The organism is Runella rosea, from assembly GCF_003325355.1.
In the GTDB taxonomy this organism is placed as follows: Bacteria; Bacteroidota; Bacteroidia; order Cytophagales; family Spirosomataceae; genus Runella; species Runella rosea.
Map to the genome: position 1 here is coordinate 892,679 of NZ_CP030850.1, position 14,591 is coordinate 907,269.

10 protein-coding genes are annotated in these 14,591 nt (G+C 42.6%); 2 read left to right on the forward strand and 8 right to left on the reverse strand.

All coding sequences use genetic code 11. The features are described from left to right. Positions 1–93 precede the first annotated feature (93 nt). From DR864_RS03865 to DR864_RS03890, 6 genes are all read right to left on the reverse strand, one after another. Positions 94–1,245: a DUF4856 domain-containing protein gene (locus DR864_RS03865; RefSeq protein ID WP_114065715.1), complete on the reverse strand. Its 1,152-nt coding sequence runs from the start codon at positions 1,243–1,245 to the stop codon at positions 94–96. Positions 1,246–1,491: 246 nt separating this feature from the next. Continuing rightward, a complete protein-coding gene (locus DR864_RS03870; RefSeq protein ID WP_114065716.1) occupies positions 1,492–3,273 on the reverse strand; it encodes a lipid A-modifier LpxR family protein in 1,782 nt (593 codons plus the stop codon). Positions 3,274–3,316: 43 nt separating this feature from the next. Beyond that, positions 3,317–4,927: a membrane dipeptidase gene (locus tag DR864_RS03875; protein ID WP_114065717.1), complete on the reverse strand. Its 1,611-nt coding sequence runs from the start codon at positions 4,925–4,927 to the stop codon at positions 3,317–3,319. Positions 4,928–5,265: 338 nt separating this feature from the next. Then, positions 5,266–8,655, reverse strand: a complete 3,390-nt coding sequence (mfd, locus tag DR864_RS03880) for a transcription-repair coupling factor (protein ID WP_114065718.1) — start codon at positions 8,653–8,655, stop codon at positions 5,266–5,268. A 220-nt stretch (positions 8,656–8,875) separates the two neighbouring features. Then, positions 8,876–9,601 (reverse strand): hypothetical protein, encoded by a 726-nt coding sequence (locus DR864_RS03885; RefSeq protein WP_162793541.1) that lies wholly within the window; start codon positions 9,599–9,601, stop codon positions 8,876–8,878. Positions 9,602–9,710: 109 nt separating this feature from the next. Continuing rightward, positions 9,711–10,163, reverse strand: coding sequence for a hypothetical protein (locus tag DR864_RS03890; protein WP_114065720.1), 453 nt, complete (start codon positions 10,161–10,163; stop codon positions 9,711–9,713). A 266-nt stretch (positions 10,164–10,429) separates the two neighbouring features. On the opposite strand from DR864_RS03890, the gene DR864_RS03895 reads away from it, so the two are divergent. Beyond that, the gene (locus DR864_RS03895; protein WP_114065721.1) at positions 10,430–10,882 is read left to right on the forward strand and encodes an NUDIX domain-containing protein; all 453 of its coding nucleotides are present in this window, start codon (positions 10,430–10,432) and stop codon (positions 10,880–10,882) included. A 71-nt stretch (positions 10,883–10,953) separates the two neighbouring features. On the opposite strand, the gene DR864_RS03900 is transcribed toward DR864_RS03895, so the two are convergent. Together DR864_RS03900 and DR864_RS03905 are read right to left on the reverse strand one after the other, a co-directional pair. Further along, positions 10,954–12,615 carry an ArnT family glycosyltransferase gene (locus tag DR864_RS03900; protein WP_114065722.1) on the reverse strand — a complete coding sequence of 554 codons (1,662 nt, stop codon included), beginning with the start codon at positions 12,613–12,615 and terminating at the stop codon, positions 10,954–10,956. Between the two features lie 63 nt (positions 12,616–12,678). After that, positions 12,679–13,866 (reverse strand): acyl-CoA dehydrogenase family protein, encoded by a 1,188-nt coding sequence (locus DR864_RS03905; RefSeq protein ID WP_114065723.1) that lies wholly within the window; start codon positions 13,864–13,866, stop codon positions 12,679–12,681. A gap of 166 nt (positions 13,867–14,032) precedes the next feature. Between DR864_RS03905 and DR864_RS03910 the strand changes: the two genes are divergently transcribed. After that, positions 14,033–14,581 (forward strand): tetratricopeptide repeat protein, encoded by a 549-nt coding sequence (locus DR864_RS03910; RefSeq protein WP_114065724.1) that lies wholly within the window; start codon positions 14,033–14,035, stop codon positions 14,579–14,581. Positions 14,582–14,591: the final 10 nt, after the last annotated feature.

Genomic DNA, 14,591 nt, shown 5'->3' on the forward strand with positions numbered 1-14,591 from the left:
CACAATTTGGAATTTAAAATGAAATTGGAGGGCCGACAACAATCACTTGTTCTCAACCCTTCTCACATAAAAACAGTGTGTCTAAGAAAATGTTTACAACTTAAATTTCGCCTTTATAGCGTCTGAGGCCGTCGACAATTTGGTCGGGGTCAAGTCCCAAAAACCATTTGGTGCATCATAAATCAACGCTTTCAAGATGTTATCCGAGAAAGTCGCATCGGCGCCATTGACGGTAGCAAAACGCAGCGAGTAGATAAAACCGAGTCCCTCGCCAATGGCATGAGCACGGGCGGCATCGGTTTGAGCCGCTACGTATTTTGGCCCTAAATAACCTATTGCCGACGCCGCAATGGCTTTTTCTATGGCTGCTTTAATTAGGTCAGCCTGCTTTTTCAACTCGGCTTTGTCATTATTTACAATGGCCGCCCGACCTTTGAGAAAAGCAGGATAAATTTGTGCATACGCACCTTTGTTATATTCCCAAATGTACGACCCGAGGGCAAATTCGGTGGTGCCTCTTTTATCATCCGTAGAACCGTTCAGGTAAATGGGATTCAAGGTCAATAAACCGTAGGCTTCGTCCCAATTTTGCTCTAATTGCGTATAATTCTTGCCCGTTACCAACGTAGAATTATCGGCATCAAGTCCTTTGGTCAACAACACATTTCCGATATAATCGTACTGTAAAGCGCCAATAAGCGACTTTTGAATGATTTGAATCGGCTCAATTCCTTTTTCATCCACTAGATACGTCCCGAGTTTACCTGCTTTGCCTTTGGCTGCAACCGTAGTCACCGACTTGCTGGCTTCGGCCACGGCCGTAAAATTGGATTCGATAAATGCTCTTACTTTTTCCGCTTCAGTCGCCGCCCAAGACGAGGCCGTAATGCTGCGTAGCTGGACGCCCGACGTGTTCAATTTAGTGCTATCGGCAAAGGCATTTCCCGTATTTGCGTACATATTTTTCAGTACCGCTGCGTCAATCTGTCGGTTGCCACTGATGGCCGAACTGATATAGGTATTAAGCGCCTGAAACATTTTATAACGGTTGTTTCCGTTGCTAAAGTCAACGGTCGTTGCACCGCTGTTGTCTACAAAAAGGCTACTGTATGGCGTAGTTGGGGTAAGCGCGGCATAATCAATCGAGGTGCGAAGTTGCGGAGTAGCGGTATCTTCAGTATTGCACGAAGCCAACACCGCGACTAAAAGACTGATGGGGATAAAACGTAACAAATTTTTGCGCATTGTTTTTGAGCTGAATGGTGAATGATGCCGCAAACTTCTGCATTATTTAGACTAAGTACAAATAAACAGAAAGAAAAATTTTAAAAATAAAAGTTTGGGTGATTGAATAATGCCCTTAGTCATTGGGCACTAATTTTCTGTAAATGACGCTATTGACTTATCCGACCTATCACTTTGCAGTTGAATATAAGCCCTTTGAATGGGAAATATTTATCAGTAAGTGTTTTGATAAAGCATCTGAGGGCGCTACAGCAGAAAATTAAAACCGATTCTGCCCCAACCGTAAGGTTTTCCTGCGCTATCGGGAGTTTCTGCGTTTAAAATCATTTTCTTAAATTCTTTATTTAAGATCATTGTCCTCATGTAATAAATAGAGACTTTATTGAATCTAAATCCTGCAAAAACGTCCCAAGTCCACAGGTGTCTGTTTACTTCATTTTTTCTCAATGTGTATTTCGTAGGTGCTTCGTCATCGTATATATCATCTTGCCAAGTTTTTCCCCATCCCAAACCCTCAAGCATCGTATTATGAAGTACATAACGGTATCGTATTTCAGATGACGCGCTAAAATTATTATACCATCTTTGAAGCATCGGCTGCGACCTATTGTCATCAATTTTCAAATCATTGGTCCCACTTTTTTCTTTGAAATTTCGGTTCGATAGCCCAAGGCCCGCCCCCAACGCATCCAATTCGGTACCTGTGTGAACCTCTAAAGGCGCATAAACATTCAGAAACGTTGGCCATTTGCTCCGATTTGATTCACGCAGGTATTTATCTTTCTCAAAAACAGTACTTTCTGAAGAAAAAAGCATTAAATCAAAGTGGTGATCAATGTTAAATGCCAGCCTACCTCCGTTAGCGATTTGGTCTTCCCAATTCAATACTTTAATAGAACCTTGGGTCAAATCCTGATGAATAGCGGCCTGCAGATTTCTCCCAATATTGCCGCCAATTGTACCGATTTTAAAAAAGCTTTTTGAACGCCAGTGACCATGGTAATTTAAGCGATACTTTCCCCGAGCTATATACTGAAATGAGGCAAAAGGTCTGTCTGTCTGGGTTTGTCTGGCGCGCATGTATTTGATGATTGAGTCTTGCGAGGCTTGATCAAAATATCCAGTGTTTTGATTGACTACCAACCGAATGCCCATTGCATTTTCCACTTCATCCTCCTTAAATCGGATGTAAGGAGTATAGCCTTCTCCCCCCAGAAGAATACTCTGATAACTCAGAATGTTGTTTTTGTTGAGGGGGCGAAAAAGTCGCATTTTGAAGTAATCGGTCGTAAACTCAAACCGAAATCCACCCGTATAATTTCTATCTTCATTCATTTTTGAAAATAGTAAAAAATCATTGTCGTGGAACAAGTGAATACTCTTAACAAACTGCTTTGAAGTGGGGGTATACCGATAGAAAATAAACTGATTTTCTAACAATAAATTCATGTGTTTTTTGACAATATCTAGGTTTTTAAGTAACCCGTTGAGATAAATATCCCCCGAAATTCGCCCCTTTAACTGTTGATCTATGTATCCTTTAAACCGTTCATAAACCTCATAAATCACTTTATATTCCGCAATCCTTTCAACTCTGAACTCAATTTCATTGCTTTCTATAGCTGTATCAATCAATCGAAGACTATCAATCAATATATCAACGTCATTTTTAAATACTGCCATTTCCAAAGCATCAGAAATTGTTTTTTTTCTGACGGCACCGTTGGGAAGATTTAACAGTGAATCTTTTCCTACCAGTTCGTTTCTGAAAATGATGGCCTCTTTAGCCGTCAATATCATTTTATTTGCTTCAAATACTGCTCGTGCATCTCCTTTCTCATAAGAAATGTTCTTTTCCTTTATGGGATACTTCTTTGTTACTTCTTTAAAAATAGTATCCGCCAACTGACTGACCTTAGACACAGCAACTGTATCCTTAACAATTTGCTTTTTGGGATTCATCTGACCATAGACAGAAGTCGACAGCAGCATAAAGACAGCCCAGGTCATTAATTGTGAAGTTTTCATATTTCTGATGGGTAAAAAAATGATACAGAGTACAGTAAACCCTTCATTTCCAATTTTTTCTCAGGAAATCTACCGCGTTGTCAAACAACAGTGCATCTACTAAATCTTCGGGTGATGCGGGCAAAACTACCTCTTTAATCGCCGCAATGATGGGAAGTTCTTCGGCGAGTCGTTGCCGAAAACGCTCTATAAAATTGGCTTTGGGAGCTATATCCAAAGCATTGATTAAGCCGTCATAATCGCTTCCTAGACATACACTTTTCCAGGCTTCGTCACCTCCGATTTTAACAATATGCAGCCAGTTATTTAAGAAATAGTAAATACCATTGGCGTGTGCATTGCGAGGGTCGGTGTTGATGTCTAAAATATCATCTTCAATGACTCCTCCCTGCAAATAACCATTGACACAAAGCGGTGCATCTAGCAACGGCCTGCGGTCATCTCTTGTTTTTTTACTAAACAACTCAGGTGAGTGGTAATTGGTAATCGACTTTGTTTTACCTAAAATCCGCTCATCCATTACCAATCCTATCAATCCGCCCGAAGTACCCGATTCTATAATTTTTACAATCTCATCATCATAAAGATTGATGCTCCACGGATTAAAACAAACAGTGTCGCGGTTCAACTCAAAAGCAAAAATTTGGTTATAGTGTACCTTATAACATCTTTTGTCCGTAAATTCCGTAATACCCCTAACAATGTCCGTTAAGTTTCCTTCTTTAACGTATTTTGCGCTTCTTACAGAAAATCCCGAAACCCCCATGTGGGTAGCAATCAGCGGCGTTTGGGGAAACTCAGCTGCAACTAATTTGTAATAATCATCCCTCGCAATAACACTCAAATGCTTAATATCCAACAATATACGTTTTTCAATATCGGTCTCTCTCAAGCACTCCCGAACAAAATTTTTCCCCTCCTCCGTCAATCCATAGCCTGTAGGATTATATCCGCCCACTGGATTAGCCCCGCCCTTGCCCGCGCAGTCTAAAGGAATTGCATGGGCCTGATTGGCAAATCTATTTTGGGCATGATGCGCTAAAGTAATGTGGCTGAGACGTGGCCGAGTAGCAGTAGGCGTCTTAAACTCTCTGATACGATTGATGATGTTAGCAGGATTCTGATTGAGTATCTGGGGGTTTTCATAAAAAGCATGACCTCCTTCTATTGATAAAATAACGTGTAGAATATCATTACGACCAGCGTCAAACTCATCCATTGAGTGGATGAATTTATAGGAAACCTGACGTTTTACCCCGTTGTCCTCCACGTCATGAAGGGTATTTTGGTATTTTAGGGCGTGTTCCAATTCCCGCATTAAAATCTCCCAGTAACTTATCTGCTCTTTTTCAATGGTCTGGATGAGTTTCTTACTCAAATCCTTCGTAAGTAATTTAAGCAGCTTGATGAACGTTGCCTTTGTATATGCGTTCTCTACGGGAAACAGTGATACTACAACTAAATTGCCTTTTCCTTGCACTATTTGCGTAAAACTTGCCTGCGAATCTACCACGTCGTTAAAGGCAAATTGATCGGCATTCAGTGGTATATCCACATCCAGTATTGTAAAGGGTGACTTGGCGTTTTGAATCTCATCTACGTTGAGATGGGTTTTCAAAAAAGTATGCGTATGAAAATCAACATAAGGTTTCATGGTAATATTGAGGTTTCGTTTTTGCCTTAGCAAATCCAACCTACAACTTTAGCCATGTTTTCACAAGAGTTGTGCTGACTATCATGTCATATTCTTATCAAGCGGTTAAAAGGCATCTTTCTTTCCATTTTTTAGCGAGAAAACCAGCAAGATATAACTTTTACACTCTAGCAATCAATAAGATAACCAGAAAGTACATTTCAGTTAAAAAGCTTAGCATAATTAACAAATGGGGAACGCAGAATACCCTTCAGGACATAAAAAACCCTCCGTAAGAACAGGCTCAAATGGCCTTTTTTACAGAGGGATAGAATAAAGTAACTAATGATAAAAATATTTTAAGCAATCGTCAGCTCTTCCATAACCTTCCGCATTTCGGAAATGTTTTTCACCTCTGAACAAGTCACTAACAACCTGTTTTTGAGGTCTTTTAAGGAAAAACGTTTTGGATTGCGCTGAATGTGGCTGATGATATGCCCAAATTTATCGGACTGGAAGAAGGCGTCGTTGCCCGTTGTCAGGAAGTATCCTTTCAACGTATTATTTTTCAAGGTCAATTTTTCCATAAAAAGCGCTTCGGCCATCCACCTGATTCTCACCATCTCTATCAAACCTTTCACTTCCTCAGGGAGCGGACCGAAGCGGTCTGTAACCTCATCACCAAACGCACTTAACTCATCTTCACTACTGATGTTGTCCAGACGAGTATATAACGACAAACGTTCAGAAATATTTTTCACATAATAGTCAGGAATTAAAATGGCCAAGTCAGTTTCAATCTGGCAGTCGGTTCTGACAACCTCTGCAATCTCTCCCAAATCGAACAAATCTTTGAAGGTCGTTTGCTTCAGCTCCTGCACAGCTTCGTCCAAAATCTTGTGGTACATCTCGTAGCCAAGGTCATTGACAAAACCGCTTTGCTCAGCCCCCAAGAGGTTTCCTGCCCCGCGAATGTCTAAGTCGCGCATGGCTACTTTGAAACCATCGCCAAGCTCCGAAAACTCCTCCAAGGTCTGCAAACGCTTGCGGGCGTCGGAGGTTAAATGGGAGATTTGGGGGGTCAATAAGTAACAAAATGCTTTGCGATTGCTCCGCCCTACCCGACCGCGCATTTGGTGCAAATCCGACATCCCAAAATAATGCGCCGAATTGATAATGATGGTGTTGGCATTGGGAATATCAATCCCCGATTCTATGATATTGGTACTGACCAACACATCATATTCGCCTTCGATAAATTTCATCATCACTTTTTCCAGCTTTTCGCCTTCCATCTGACCGTGTGCCACCCCTATGCGGGCTTCAGGCACCAATCGCATGATAATATTACCGATGGTATCAATATCGTTTACTCGATTATGGACAAAAAACACCTGTCCGCCCCGATTCAATTCATAACTGACGGCATCCCGAATAAATACTTCATTAAAAACGTGAACCTCCGTCGTAACTGGCTGACGGTTGGGCGGAGGCGTACCAATCACCGACAAATCGCGCGCGCCCATAAGCGAGAAATGCAACGTACGGGGAATAGGCGTGGCAGTCAGCGTCAGAACGTCAATATTAACCCGCATTTCCTTCAATCGGTCCTTTACTTTCACTCCAAATTTTTGTTCTTCATCAATCACCAGCAGCCCTAAGTCCTTGAATTTGATGTCTTTATTCACAATACGGTGCGTGCCAATTAAAATATCAATCCTCCCCGCCTCTACTTCTTTCAGTATTTCTTTGATCTGCTTGTCGGATTTGAATCGGTTGATGTACTCGACCCGCGCCGGGAAATCGGCCAAACGCTCACTGAAGGTTTTGTAATGTTGCATCGCCAAAATTGTCGTGGGCACCAGTACCGCTACTTGTTTGCTATCCGTAACGGCCTTAAAGGCAGCCCGAATGGCGACTTCGGTTTTCCCGAAACCCACATCGCCGCACACCAAACGGTCCATAGGATGCGGTTTTTCCATATCGTCCTTCACATCCTGGGTTGATTTGGCTTGGTCGGGGGTATCTTCGTACAAAAACGACGATTCCAGTTCTGCCTGCAAATACGTATCACGAGAAAACGCAAATCCATTGGCCGAACGACGTTTGGCATACAACGCAATCAATTCCTGCGCAATGTCTTTCAGCTGGCGTTTTACTTTCGACTTTTTATTCTCCCATTCTGGTGAGCCCAATTTACTCATCGTAATGGCGGTGCCCTCTTTGCCCGTATATTTGGCAATTTTGTGTAAACTGTGGATACTCACAAACAGGATGTCGTTGTCGCGGTAAATGAGCCGGATCGCCTCTTGCTCCCGACCGCCCACATCTACTTTTTCCATTCCTGCAAATCGCCCGATACCGTAGTCGACGTGCGTAACATAATCGCCTGACTTCAAAGACTTTAATTCTTTCAACGTCAGCGCCTTTGACTTGCTAAACTTCTCTTTGACGTGGTATTTGTGAAACCTGACAAAGATTTGGTGATCGGTATAACAAACGATTTTAAGTTGCTCATCAATAAATCCTTCGCGCAATGACACATTCATGGGTCTAAACCGCACGTATGGGTCTAGTTCTTCAAATATACGCTCCAAACGCTCCAATTGCTTGGGCGACTCGGCCGCAATAATGTTGGTGTATCCTTGGTGCTGACGCTCCGATAAATCGTCAATCAGTCGTTTATAATCTTTGTTGAAAGAAGGCTGTGGTTTGGACGAATACAAAATTTTATTCTCATTCCTCTGGCCGTTCAATGACCCCGATTCATCTTCGCTTTTGGAGTTCGTGTCTTTAAAATAAAAACGTTTTCCAAATTCAATCGTTTTAAACGTCTTAATCTGATTTAGAAAACCACGCCTAGTTTCAAAAATTTGGTTGGGGTCGGCCACCATTTGAATATCACCACTTTTGACAGTTTCAAAGGCCTTTTCGGCTTTTTCGTAACATTCTTCAATCACTTCCAACGTCAACTCCACATCTTTAAACCACAATAAAGCGTTGGTAGGCAGAAAGTTAAGAAATGATTCACGGGTTTCAAGCGTGAGTTTATTCTGAATATCGGGAATGATATTTACTTGGTTGACGCTCTCCACCGAAAGTTGGGTTTCGGGATTGAAAGAACGAATACTCTCCACCTCATCACCGAATAATTCAATCCGGTAAGGATACTCACTCGCGTACGAAAACACGTCAATAATTCCCCCTCGCACCGAAAACTGCCCTGCTTCGTACACAAAATCCGTAATCTCAAAGTCGTATCCCAATAAGAATTCTCGCAAAAACTGAGCATCCAACCGCTCGCCCACTTTCACCGAAAACGTATTGGACAACAGCGAACGTTTGTTGATTACTTTTTCAAACAATGCCTCTGGATACGTCACAATTACCAATTCCTGCGGCGCGGTCACGTTGAGTTTATTCAGAATTTCGGCCCGCATCAAAACGTTCGCATTCTCAATTTCTTCGTAATGATACGGCCGTTTGTAGGAAGTTGGATAATACAACACTTCACGCCCCAACAGATTTTGCAAGTCATTTTGAAAGTAAGAGGCTTCTTCGCGGTCATTGGCCACCAATAGGCATAACCTTGGAAGGTGTTGATAAACCACCGCTGGCAACACCGCATCTAAGCTACCCGCCAAACCTTTGACCTGAACGTGGGGCTGTTTACCAGAAATCTGATTGATAATCATCTGGACGAGGGCATCGTCCGAATATAATTTAAGAAAGTCTTGAGTTGAAAGCATTTATGTACTGAAGCGCGAAGGGTTGAGCCGCGCAGTTAATTGTTAAATGGTAACTTTATATTACGAATTATCAATCAGTTAAGAGACTTTTTGCCGCAACATAAGCTTGTAATTTTCATCAAAAAGACAAGCCACGTCAAACAGCAAAAGGCCGACGAGTGGTTTTCTCTCATCGGCTCTTTAGCTATAACAAATGTAAAACAAAAAAGATTTAAAAAAATCAGAAAGCAAATCGGAGCCCTCCCGTCACGTTGAGAACGCCAACGTGCTGCTCAATATCAACAAGTTGATTCACAGTAGGAAAGCCTGTCGTGGTGATTTGATTACTAACGTTTCTAAAAGTTGTGCTGATTAAAGTGGCATCGGTATTGACCACCATAGAAAGACCTCCAATCAGGCCAATATTTAGCGTTGCTCCCGCTCCGTAGGCCCAATCAGCCGAGTTTTGCGTTTGGGTGCTTACCGTGATATTGTATTTTTGGTAAGAACCCGTCGTTACAAACATTGGGCTGTTGACCACGGCATAACCAACCAGTAAACGTCCTTCCAAGCCCAGTCTTCGCCCCCCCAATCGCAGAGAAGGGCCAATCATGGCACTCATGGCATTCCAACCTTCGGTAGATTCAACTACGGGATTTTCTACTCCATAGTTAGTCGAAGCAATCAACTTAATTCCTTCCTCGCGAGTTCGGTTTTGATTGTATGAAAAGCGGGTTGCTAACCCCAATCGGCGGGTTGGATAATACGCTAGCACTACCTGAGCGCCGATGCCATCGTCGGCAAGCTCACCACCTCTTGTTCTACCAAAAACTTTAGTGGCTAACTCTCGCACGGAAAGGCTTTTACCCCCTGCAATATTTATCGAAAATCGGTCGTAATCCTGTGCCTGAACAGCACCCATCGTCAACCCAGATATAACAATTACAAATCTCCAAAAACGAACCATACTTGATTTAAAATTTTGTAATTCAACGATAACATTTTGCGTTAATTGTGCCAATACACCCTTAAAACGACTTTTTCTTTTGACGAATGTACTTAAGAAAAGCCACTTATTAATTCTTGCAAGTTGCTTTTTTTAAAATTAAGGTACTATTAAAATTTAACGCATTGGGGTTTTTAAAGTTCACTTTTTCATCAGTTACTTCAACATCCCCGTAGCCTTCCACCCAATTTTCGCCTTGTTTGAGAAATAGCACTTGCCGAATAGAGCTAGTCCCTTCTGAATTAAATGTATAATTAACGAGTAGGGTATCCCCTCTTACTTCCCCCTCAACTGTGCCTTGGTTGAAGTCTTTTTCATAGAATTTATAGGTCAAATCACCACTTACCTTGGTTCCCAGCCGAAGCAGGTTCATCTGAACAGTATCTTTTTCACTGGCATAAATGTAACAGTTTGAAGTCATCTCAACACCTTCATTATTAGCCATTGTTCCTTCACTCCCTTGGGTCGAGCAAGCCGCTAAAACACTGATTATCAACAAACTTAAAATATCTAAGGTTTTCATATTTTAAAAAATGATTTACTTTATGAAAAAAGCATTATTAGAATCAAGAAATCATTTGTCCAATGGGTTATTTTTGAACCTATAAAAGCACCTAATTAGACTACATCTAAAAGTATTAAAACTTCGTGCCGGGGTATGGTCAAGCAGTTACTTGAAAACCAAATTGAGGTCATTTGGGGAAATAACCAGGAGGCTTGTCACTATTGATATTTTTGAGAAATATATCCAAACCCATTTTTTAGCGTTCTATTTTCAAAAAACATGCAATGAATCAAACCGTTAAAAAAAAACAAACTCTATTTCCCGCCGTGGCAGCCGCTATATTTAACGAGCAGGGAGAAATCCTGCTTCAAAAGCGAAGAGATGTCGGCCAATGGGGTGTTATATCGGGACATGTTGAATTTGGTGAAACAGTCGAGAGTGCCATTCTTCGAGAAATTAGGGAAGAAACAAATAGAGAAGCACACATCAAACGCTTAATTGGGGTTTATTCATCTCCCACGTCCCAAACGTACCATTATCCCGACAGGTCAGTCCAATACGTAACGACATACTTTGAAGCCCAATTGACGGAAATGATAAGTAAAGACTTTTCAAAAGAGGAGACGTTGGAACTTCAGTTTTTCAAAACCGATCAACTTCCAGATAACCTTGCCATGATGAATCCGCATTGGCTACGGGATGCCCTAAGTCAAACGAGTCAGGTTTTTATTCGCTAAAACAATGAAGCAGTCCCTTAAAATTAAGAGACTGCTTCGTGCAGGTTTATTTAACACGGTAGGCCTCTTTATCAATCGGCCATCAACAAATACCGAGGGTGAGTTTCGGTGGCGCGTAGGGCAGGATTCAAGAAGGGCAATGTTAACCCCGTAACGTGGAAATTTTGGACCTTATGCACTTCTTTAAACCGAAGTCCTGCGGTATTGAGCGATTTCAATCCCTGCTCATCGGTGTAAATAAGGGTACTTTTAGGCTTAAAATGCTGTTTTACTTCATTAAGTGAGCGCAAAACAGGTGTAGTACGTTGGGTGTAATAATCCAATGCGCTGTGAAAAATATTGTATTCATCGACAGGTGCCAATTCATAAATATAAAAGTCCTTAACATTTGCGGAGTAATCTTCCGCTACTTTCTGCCCCATAACCGAACCCGCCTGATATTTCAATAAGCTCGGATAAAAATGCGCGTTCATCAGCAAATTGATGCCAAGGCCCGTCAGAAAAGGAGCAAAAACCAATTGAGAAAACCCAGGCCGCTTACCATTGTATAAACGTACAATCAACACCGCAAGCAAAATAGCGACAATCAATAAAGGGATATTTTGCAAAGGAAAAGCCCAAAAACAAAGCCCAACGATGGCAATAAGCATCACGCATGAAGTCACGATTAAACCGATGCGGGTCCACCGAAAAGACGAGGTTTCGGGATGCTCAATGAGTTTATCCAAAAAACGGGCGGTCCATACGGCCGCCAACGGAAATACGACAAATGTATAATGCGGCAATTGGTATTGAGCGGTAGAGAGTGCCATAAATGGCAAAATAAAACCTCCTACCGAAATCGCTTCGTCGGCCACTGGAAGTAAAAACCTTTGCTTGATGATGTCCCGCAACCTCGTCACAAGGCCAGGTATAAATGCCAAAACCCACGGCAAAAAACTCCACAGAAAATTATGCGATTGAAAAAAAAGGCCTGGGCTATTGTCCCACTCGCTCTCGCCCGTAATCCGTCCGAAACTTTGTTCCCAAAAATAGAAATAAAGTCCATCTGAACCATACTGACGATATAGCCCGACGCAATACGGCAGCAAAACCAACACGATGATGGGTAGCCCCAGCAGCCAACGCCAATCAAAAAGCTGTTTCCATTGTCGTTTTAAGACAAAATCAACGAAAAAAGCGGCTCCAATCACAATCAAACTGATGGGCCCTTTGGCCAACATCGCCAGTCCAGCAAAGATAAAACCAGCCACGAAGTGTTTCCAATTTCGACTTTTAACGTATTCAGCTACTTGCCAAATAGAAACTATGACGCAGTTGGTGAGCAGGGTATCGCACCTTACATCATGGTTCATCAGAAAGAATGCCTGGCAGCTTCCCATCACCAACGCAGCAATGTAAGCCGTACGCTCCGAATAGTATAATTTACAAAAGCGATACAAGGCATACATGCCCAATAGCGTGGAGAGAATCGGAATCAGCCGGTAAGAAAAATTTGAGATGCCAATCACTTTAAACACAAGGGCAGAAAGCCAAAAAAGCAAAGGCGGCTTGTCCAGATAATAGTCTTTACCCCGAAATTGAACTTCCAAAAACTGACCATTATCGGCCATTTCGCGGCCAATGGAGGCATATTGGGCCGCGTCAATATCCATAATATCAATCTTAACGGCTCCGATAATGTAGACCACAATGAGTCCTAAAAAGGGCAAATACTTATTATTCCAACGCATAAAGTGGGTTTAAACGGCAACACATTGCCGATCATGACAAATGTTCAAATCTATTTTAGTGCTTTATTTAAAGGCTTGAATCCCCGTAATTTCGTGACCTAAAATCAACAAATGTATGTCGTGCGTACCCTCGTAGGTAATGACCGACTCAAGGTTCATCATGTGGCGCATGATGGGATAGTCGCCCGTGATGCCCATACCTCCGAGCATTTGCCGGGCTTCGCGCGCAATGTGTAGTGCCATGTCAACATTGTTGCGTTTGGCCATTGAAATCTGGGCGGTGGTGGCTTTCCCGTCGTTTTTGAGGGTTCCCAATCGCCAAGTTAATAGTTGCGCTTTGGTGATTTCGGTCAACATTTCGGCCAATTTCTTCTGTTGCAATTGAAACCCTGCAATGGGTCGCCCAAACTGTTCACGTTCCAACGAATACTTCAATGCCGTTTCGTAGCAATCAATGGCCGCGCCAATCGCGCCCCACGCGATGCCATAGCGGGCATTGTCGAGGCAGCCGAGTGGCCCGCGTAGGCCTTCGATGTTGGGCAAAATATTTTCTTTGGGTACCTTCACATTGTCAAATACCAGTTCTCCCGTAACGCTCGCTCGCAGCGACCATTTGTTATGAATTTCGGGTGCAGAAAAGCCTTCCATTCCCTTTTCTACAATCAATCCGCGAATCCGTCCCTGTTCATTTTTGGCCCATACGACTGCAATATCGGCCACTGGCGAGTTAGTTATCCATAATTTTGAGCCATTCAGCACCACATGGTCGCCTGCCTCTTTAAAGGAGGTCAACATTCCTCCTGGATTTGAGCCATGATTGGGTTCGGTCAGACCAAAACAACCCACCATTTCACCAGAGGCCAATTTGGGCAGGTATTTTTGGCGCTGTTCTTCCGAACCGTAGGCATAGATTGGCCACATGACGAGCGAACTTTGCACCGAAACGGTTGAGCGCATCCCCGAATCACAACGTTCGATTTCTTGCGTCATTAGACCATAAGAAATATAGTCAAGTCCACCACCGCCGTATTCAATCGGCAGGGTTGGGCCAAAGGCCCCGATTTCGGCAAACTTTTGAATCAAATGCGCAGGAAACTCAGCCTTCTGGGCATACTCTTCTATGATGGGCCGCACATCGCGGTTAATCATTTGCTGAACCGCGTCCCGAACCAGCTTATGCTCTTCGGTCAGCAAGTCATCAAGTTGATAAAAGTCGGTTTGTCGAGTCGATGTTGATAAAGTAGTACTCATGATTTTTGGACAGTGAATCGGTAAATGTTATTACGTAGGTACGATGCCCAAAATTACCACAAAATCTGCCTAATTTCACAAAATTCGTCGAAACCTGTAACCAAAGTCATATTCAAAACGTTATGAAATTGTAACTTTAGCTGCAACTGATTACCGCCCAAACATCGTGGAAACGTTTTTGCTTATTTTTTTGCTGATTCCTTACCTCGTACTTCGGTATTATCTTACCGACCACGATACGCCTGCCGAAAAAGAACGAAAACGCCTAGCCGAAGGTATTGAATTATTCAACAACGGAGAATATACCAAAGCACACGATTATTTTAACCAAAAAATTAAGGAGTACCGCAAATCAGCTATCGCTTACGCCTATCGCGGTCAATGTAACCTCAAAGAACAAAATATCTACTCTGCCCTCTACGATTTTGCCGAAGCACTAAGTTTTGATAATACGCTGTCAGAGGTGCATTTGCAAAAAGGAATGGCTCATTATCAATTATTGGAATACGAAACCGCTTTTTTATCGTTCGATAAAGCCGTTTGGTTTTCGCGCGGGGAAGAACCACAAGCACTGCGTTGGCGGGCCCTTGCCCGTCTAAAATTGCACCAGCTTTCACAAGCCGAAAAGGACTTGTCCAAAGCCGTTGAGCTCGGTGATGAAAATGCAGCTTACGTACTCAGTCAGCCTCCCTTCCGTCGCAAAGTGATTCTTTAATTCCTCAACT

Bases quoted from the DNA above. Each gene is read 5' to 3' on its own strand.
- DR864_RS03870 (WP_114065716.1), bottom strand. From the start codon at position 3,273: ATGAAAACTTCACAATTAATGACCTGGGCTGTCTTTATGCTGCTGTCG.
- DR864_RS03900 (WP_114065722.1), bottom strand. From the start codon at position 12,615: ATGCGTTGGAATAATAAGTATTTGCCCTTTTTAGGACTCATTGTGGTC.
- DR864_RS03905 (WP_114065723.1), bottom strand. From the start codon at position 13,866: ATGAGTACTACTTTATCAACATCGACTCGACAAACCGACTTTTATCAA.
- DR864_RS03865 (WP_114065715.1), bottom strand. From the start codon at position 1,245: ATGCGCAAAAATTTGTTACGTTTTATCCCCATCAGTCTTTTAGTCGCG.
- DR864_RS03885 (WP_162793541.1), bottom strand. From the start codon at position 9,601: ATGGTTCGTTTTTGGAGATTTGTAATTGTTATATCTGGGTTGACGATG.
- DR864_RS03890 (WP_114065720.1), bottom strand. From the start codon at position 10,163: ATGAAAACCTTAGATATTTTAAGTTTGTTGATAATCAGTGTTTTAGCG.
- mfd (WP_114065718.1), bottom strand. From the start codon at position 8,655: ATGCTTTCAACTCAAGACTTTCTTAAATTATATTCGGACGATGCCCTC.
- DR864_RS03875 (WP_114065717.1), bottom strand. From the start codon at position 4,927: ATGAAACCTTATGTTGATTTTCATACGCATACTTTTTTGAAAACCCAT.
- DR864_RS03895 (WP_114065721.1), top strand. From the start codon at position 10,430: ATGAATCAAACCGTTAAAAAAAAACAAACTCTATTTCCCGCCGTGGCA.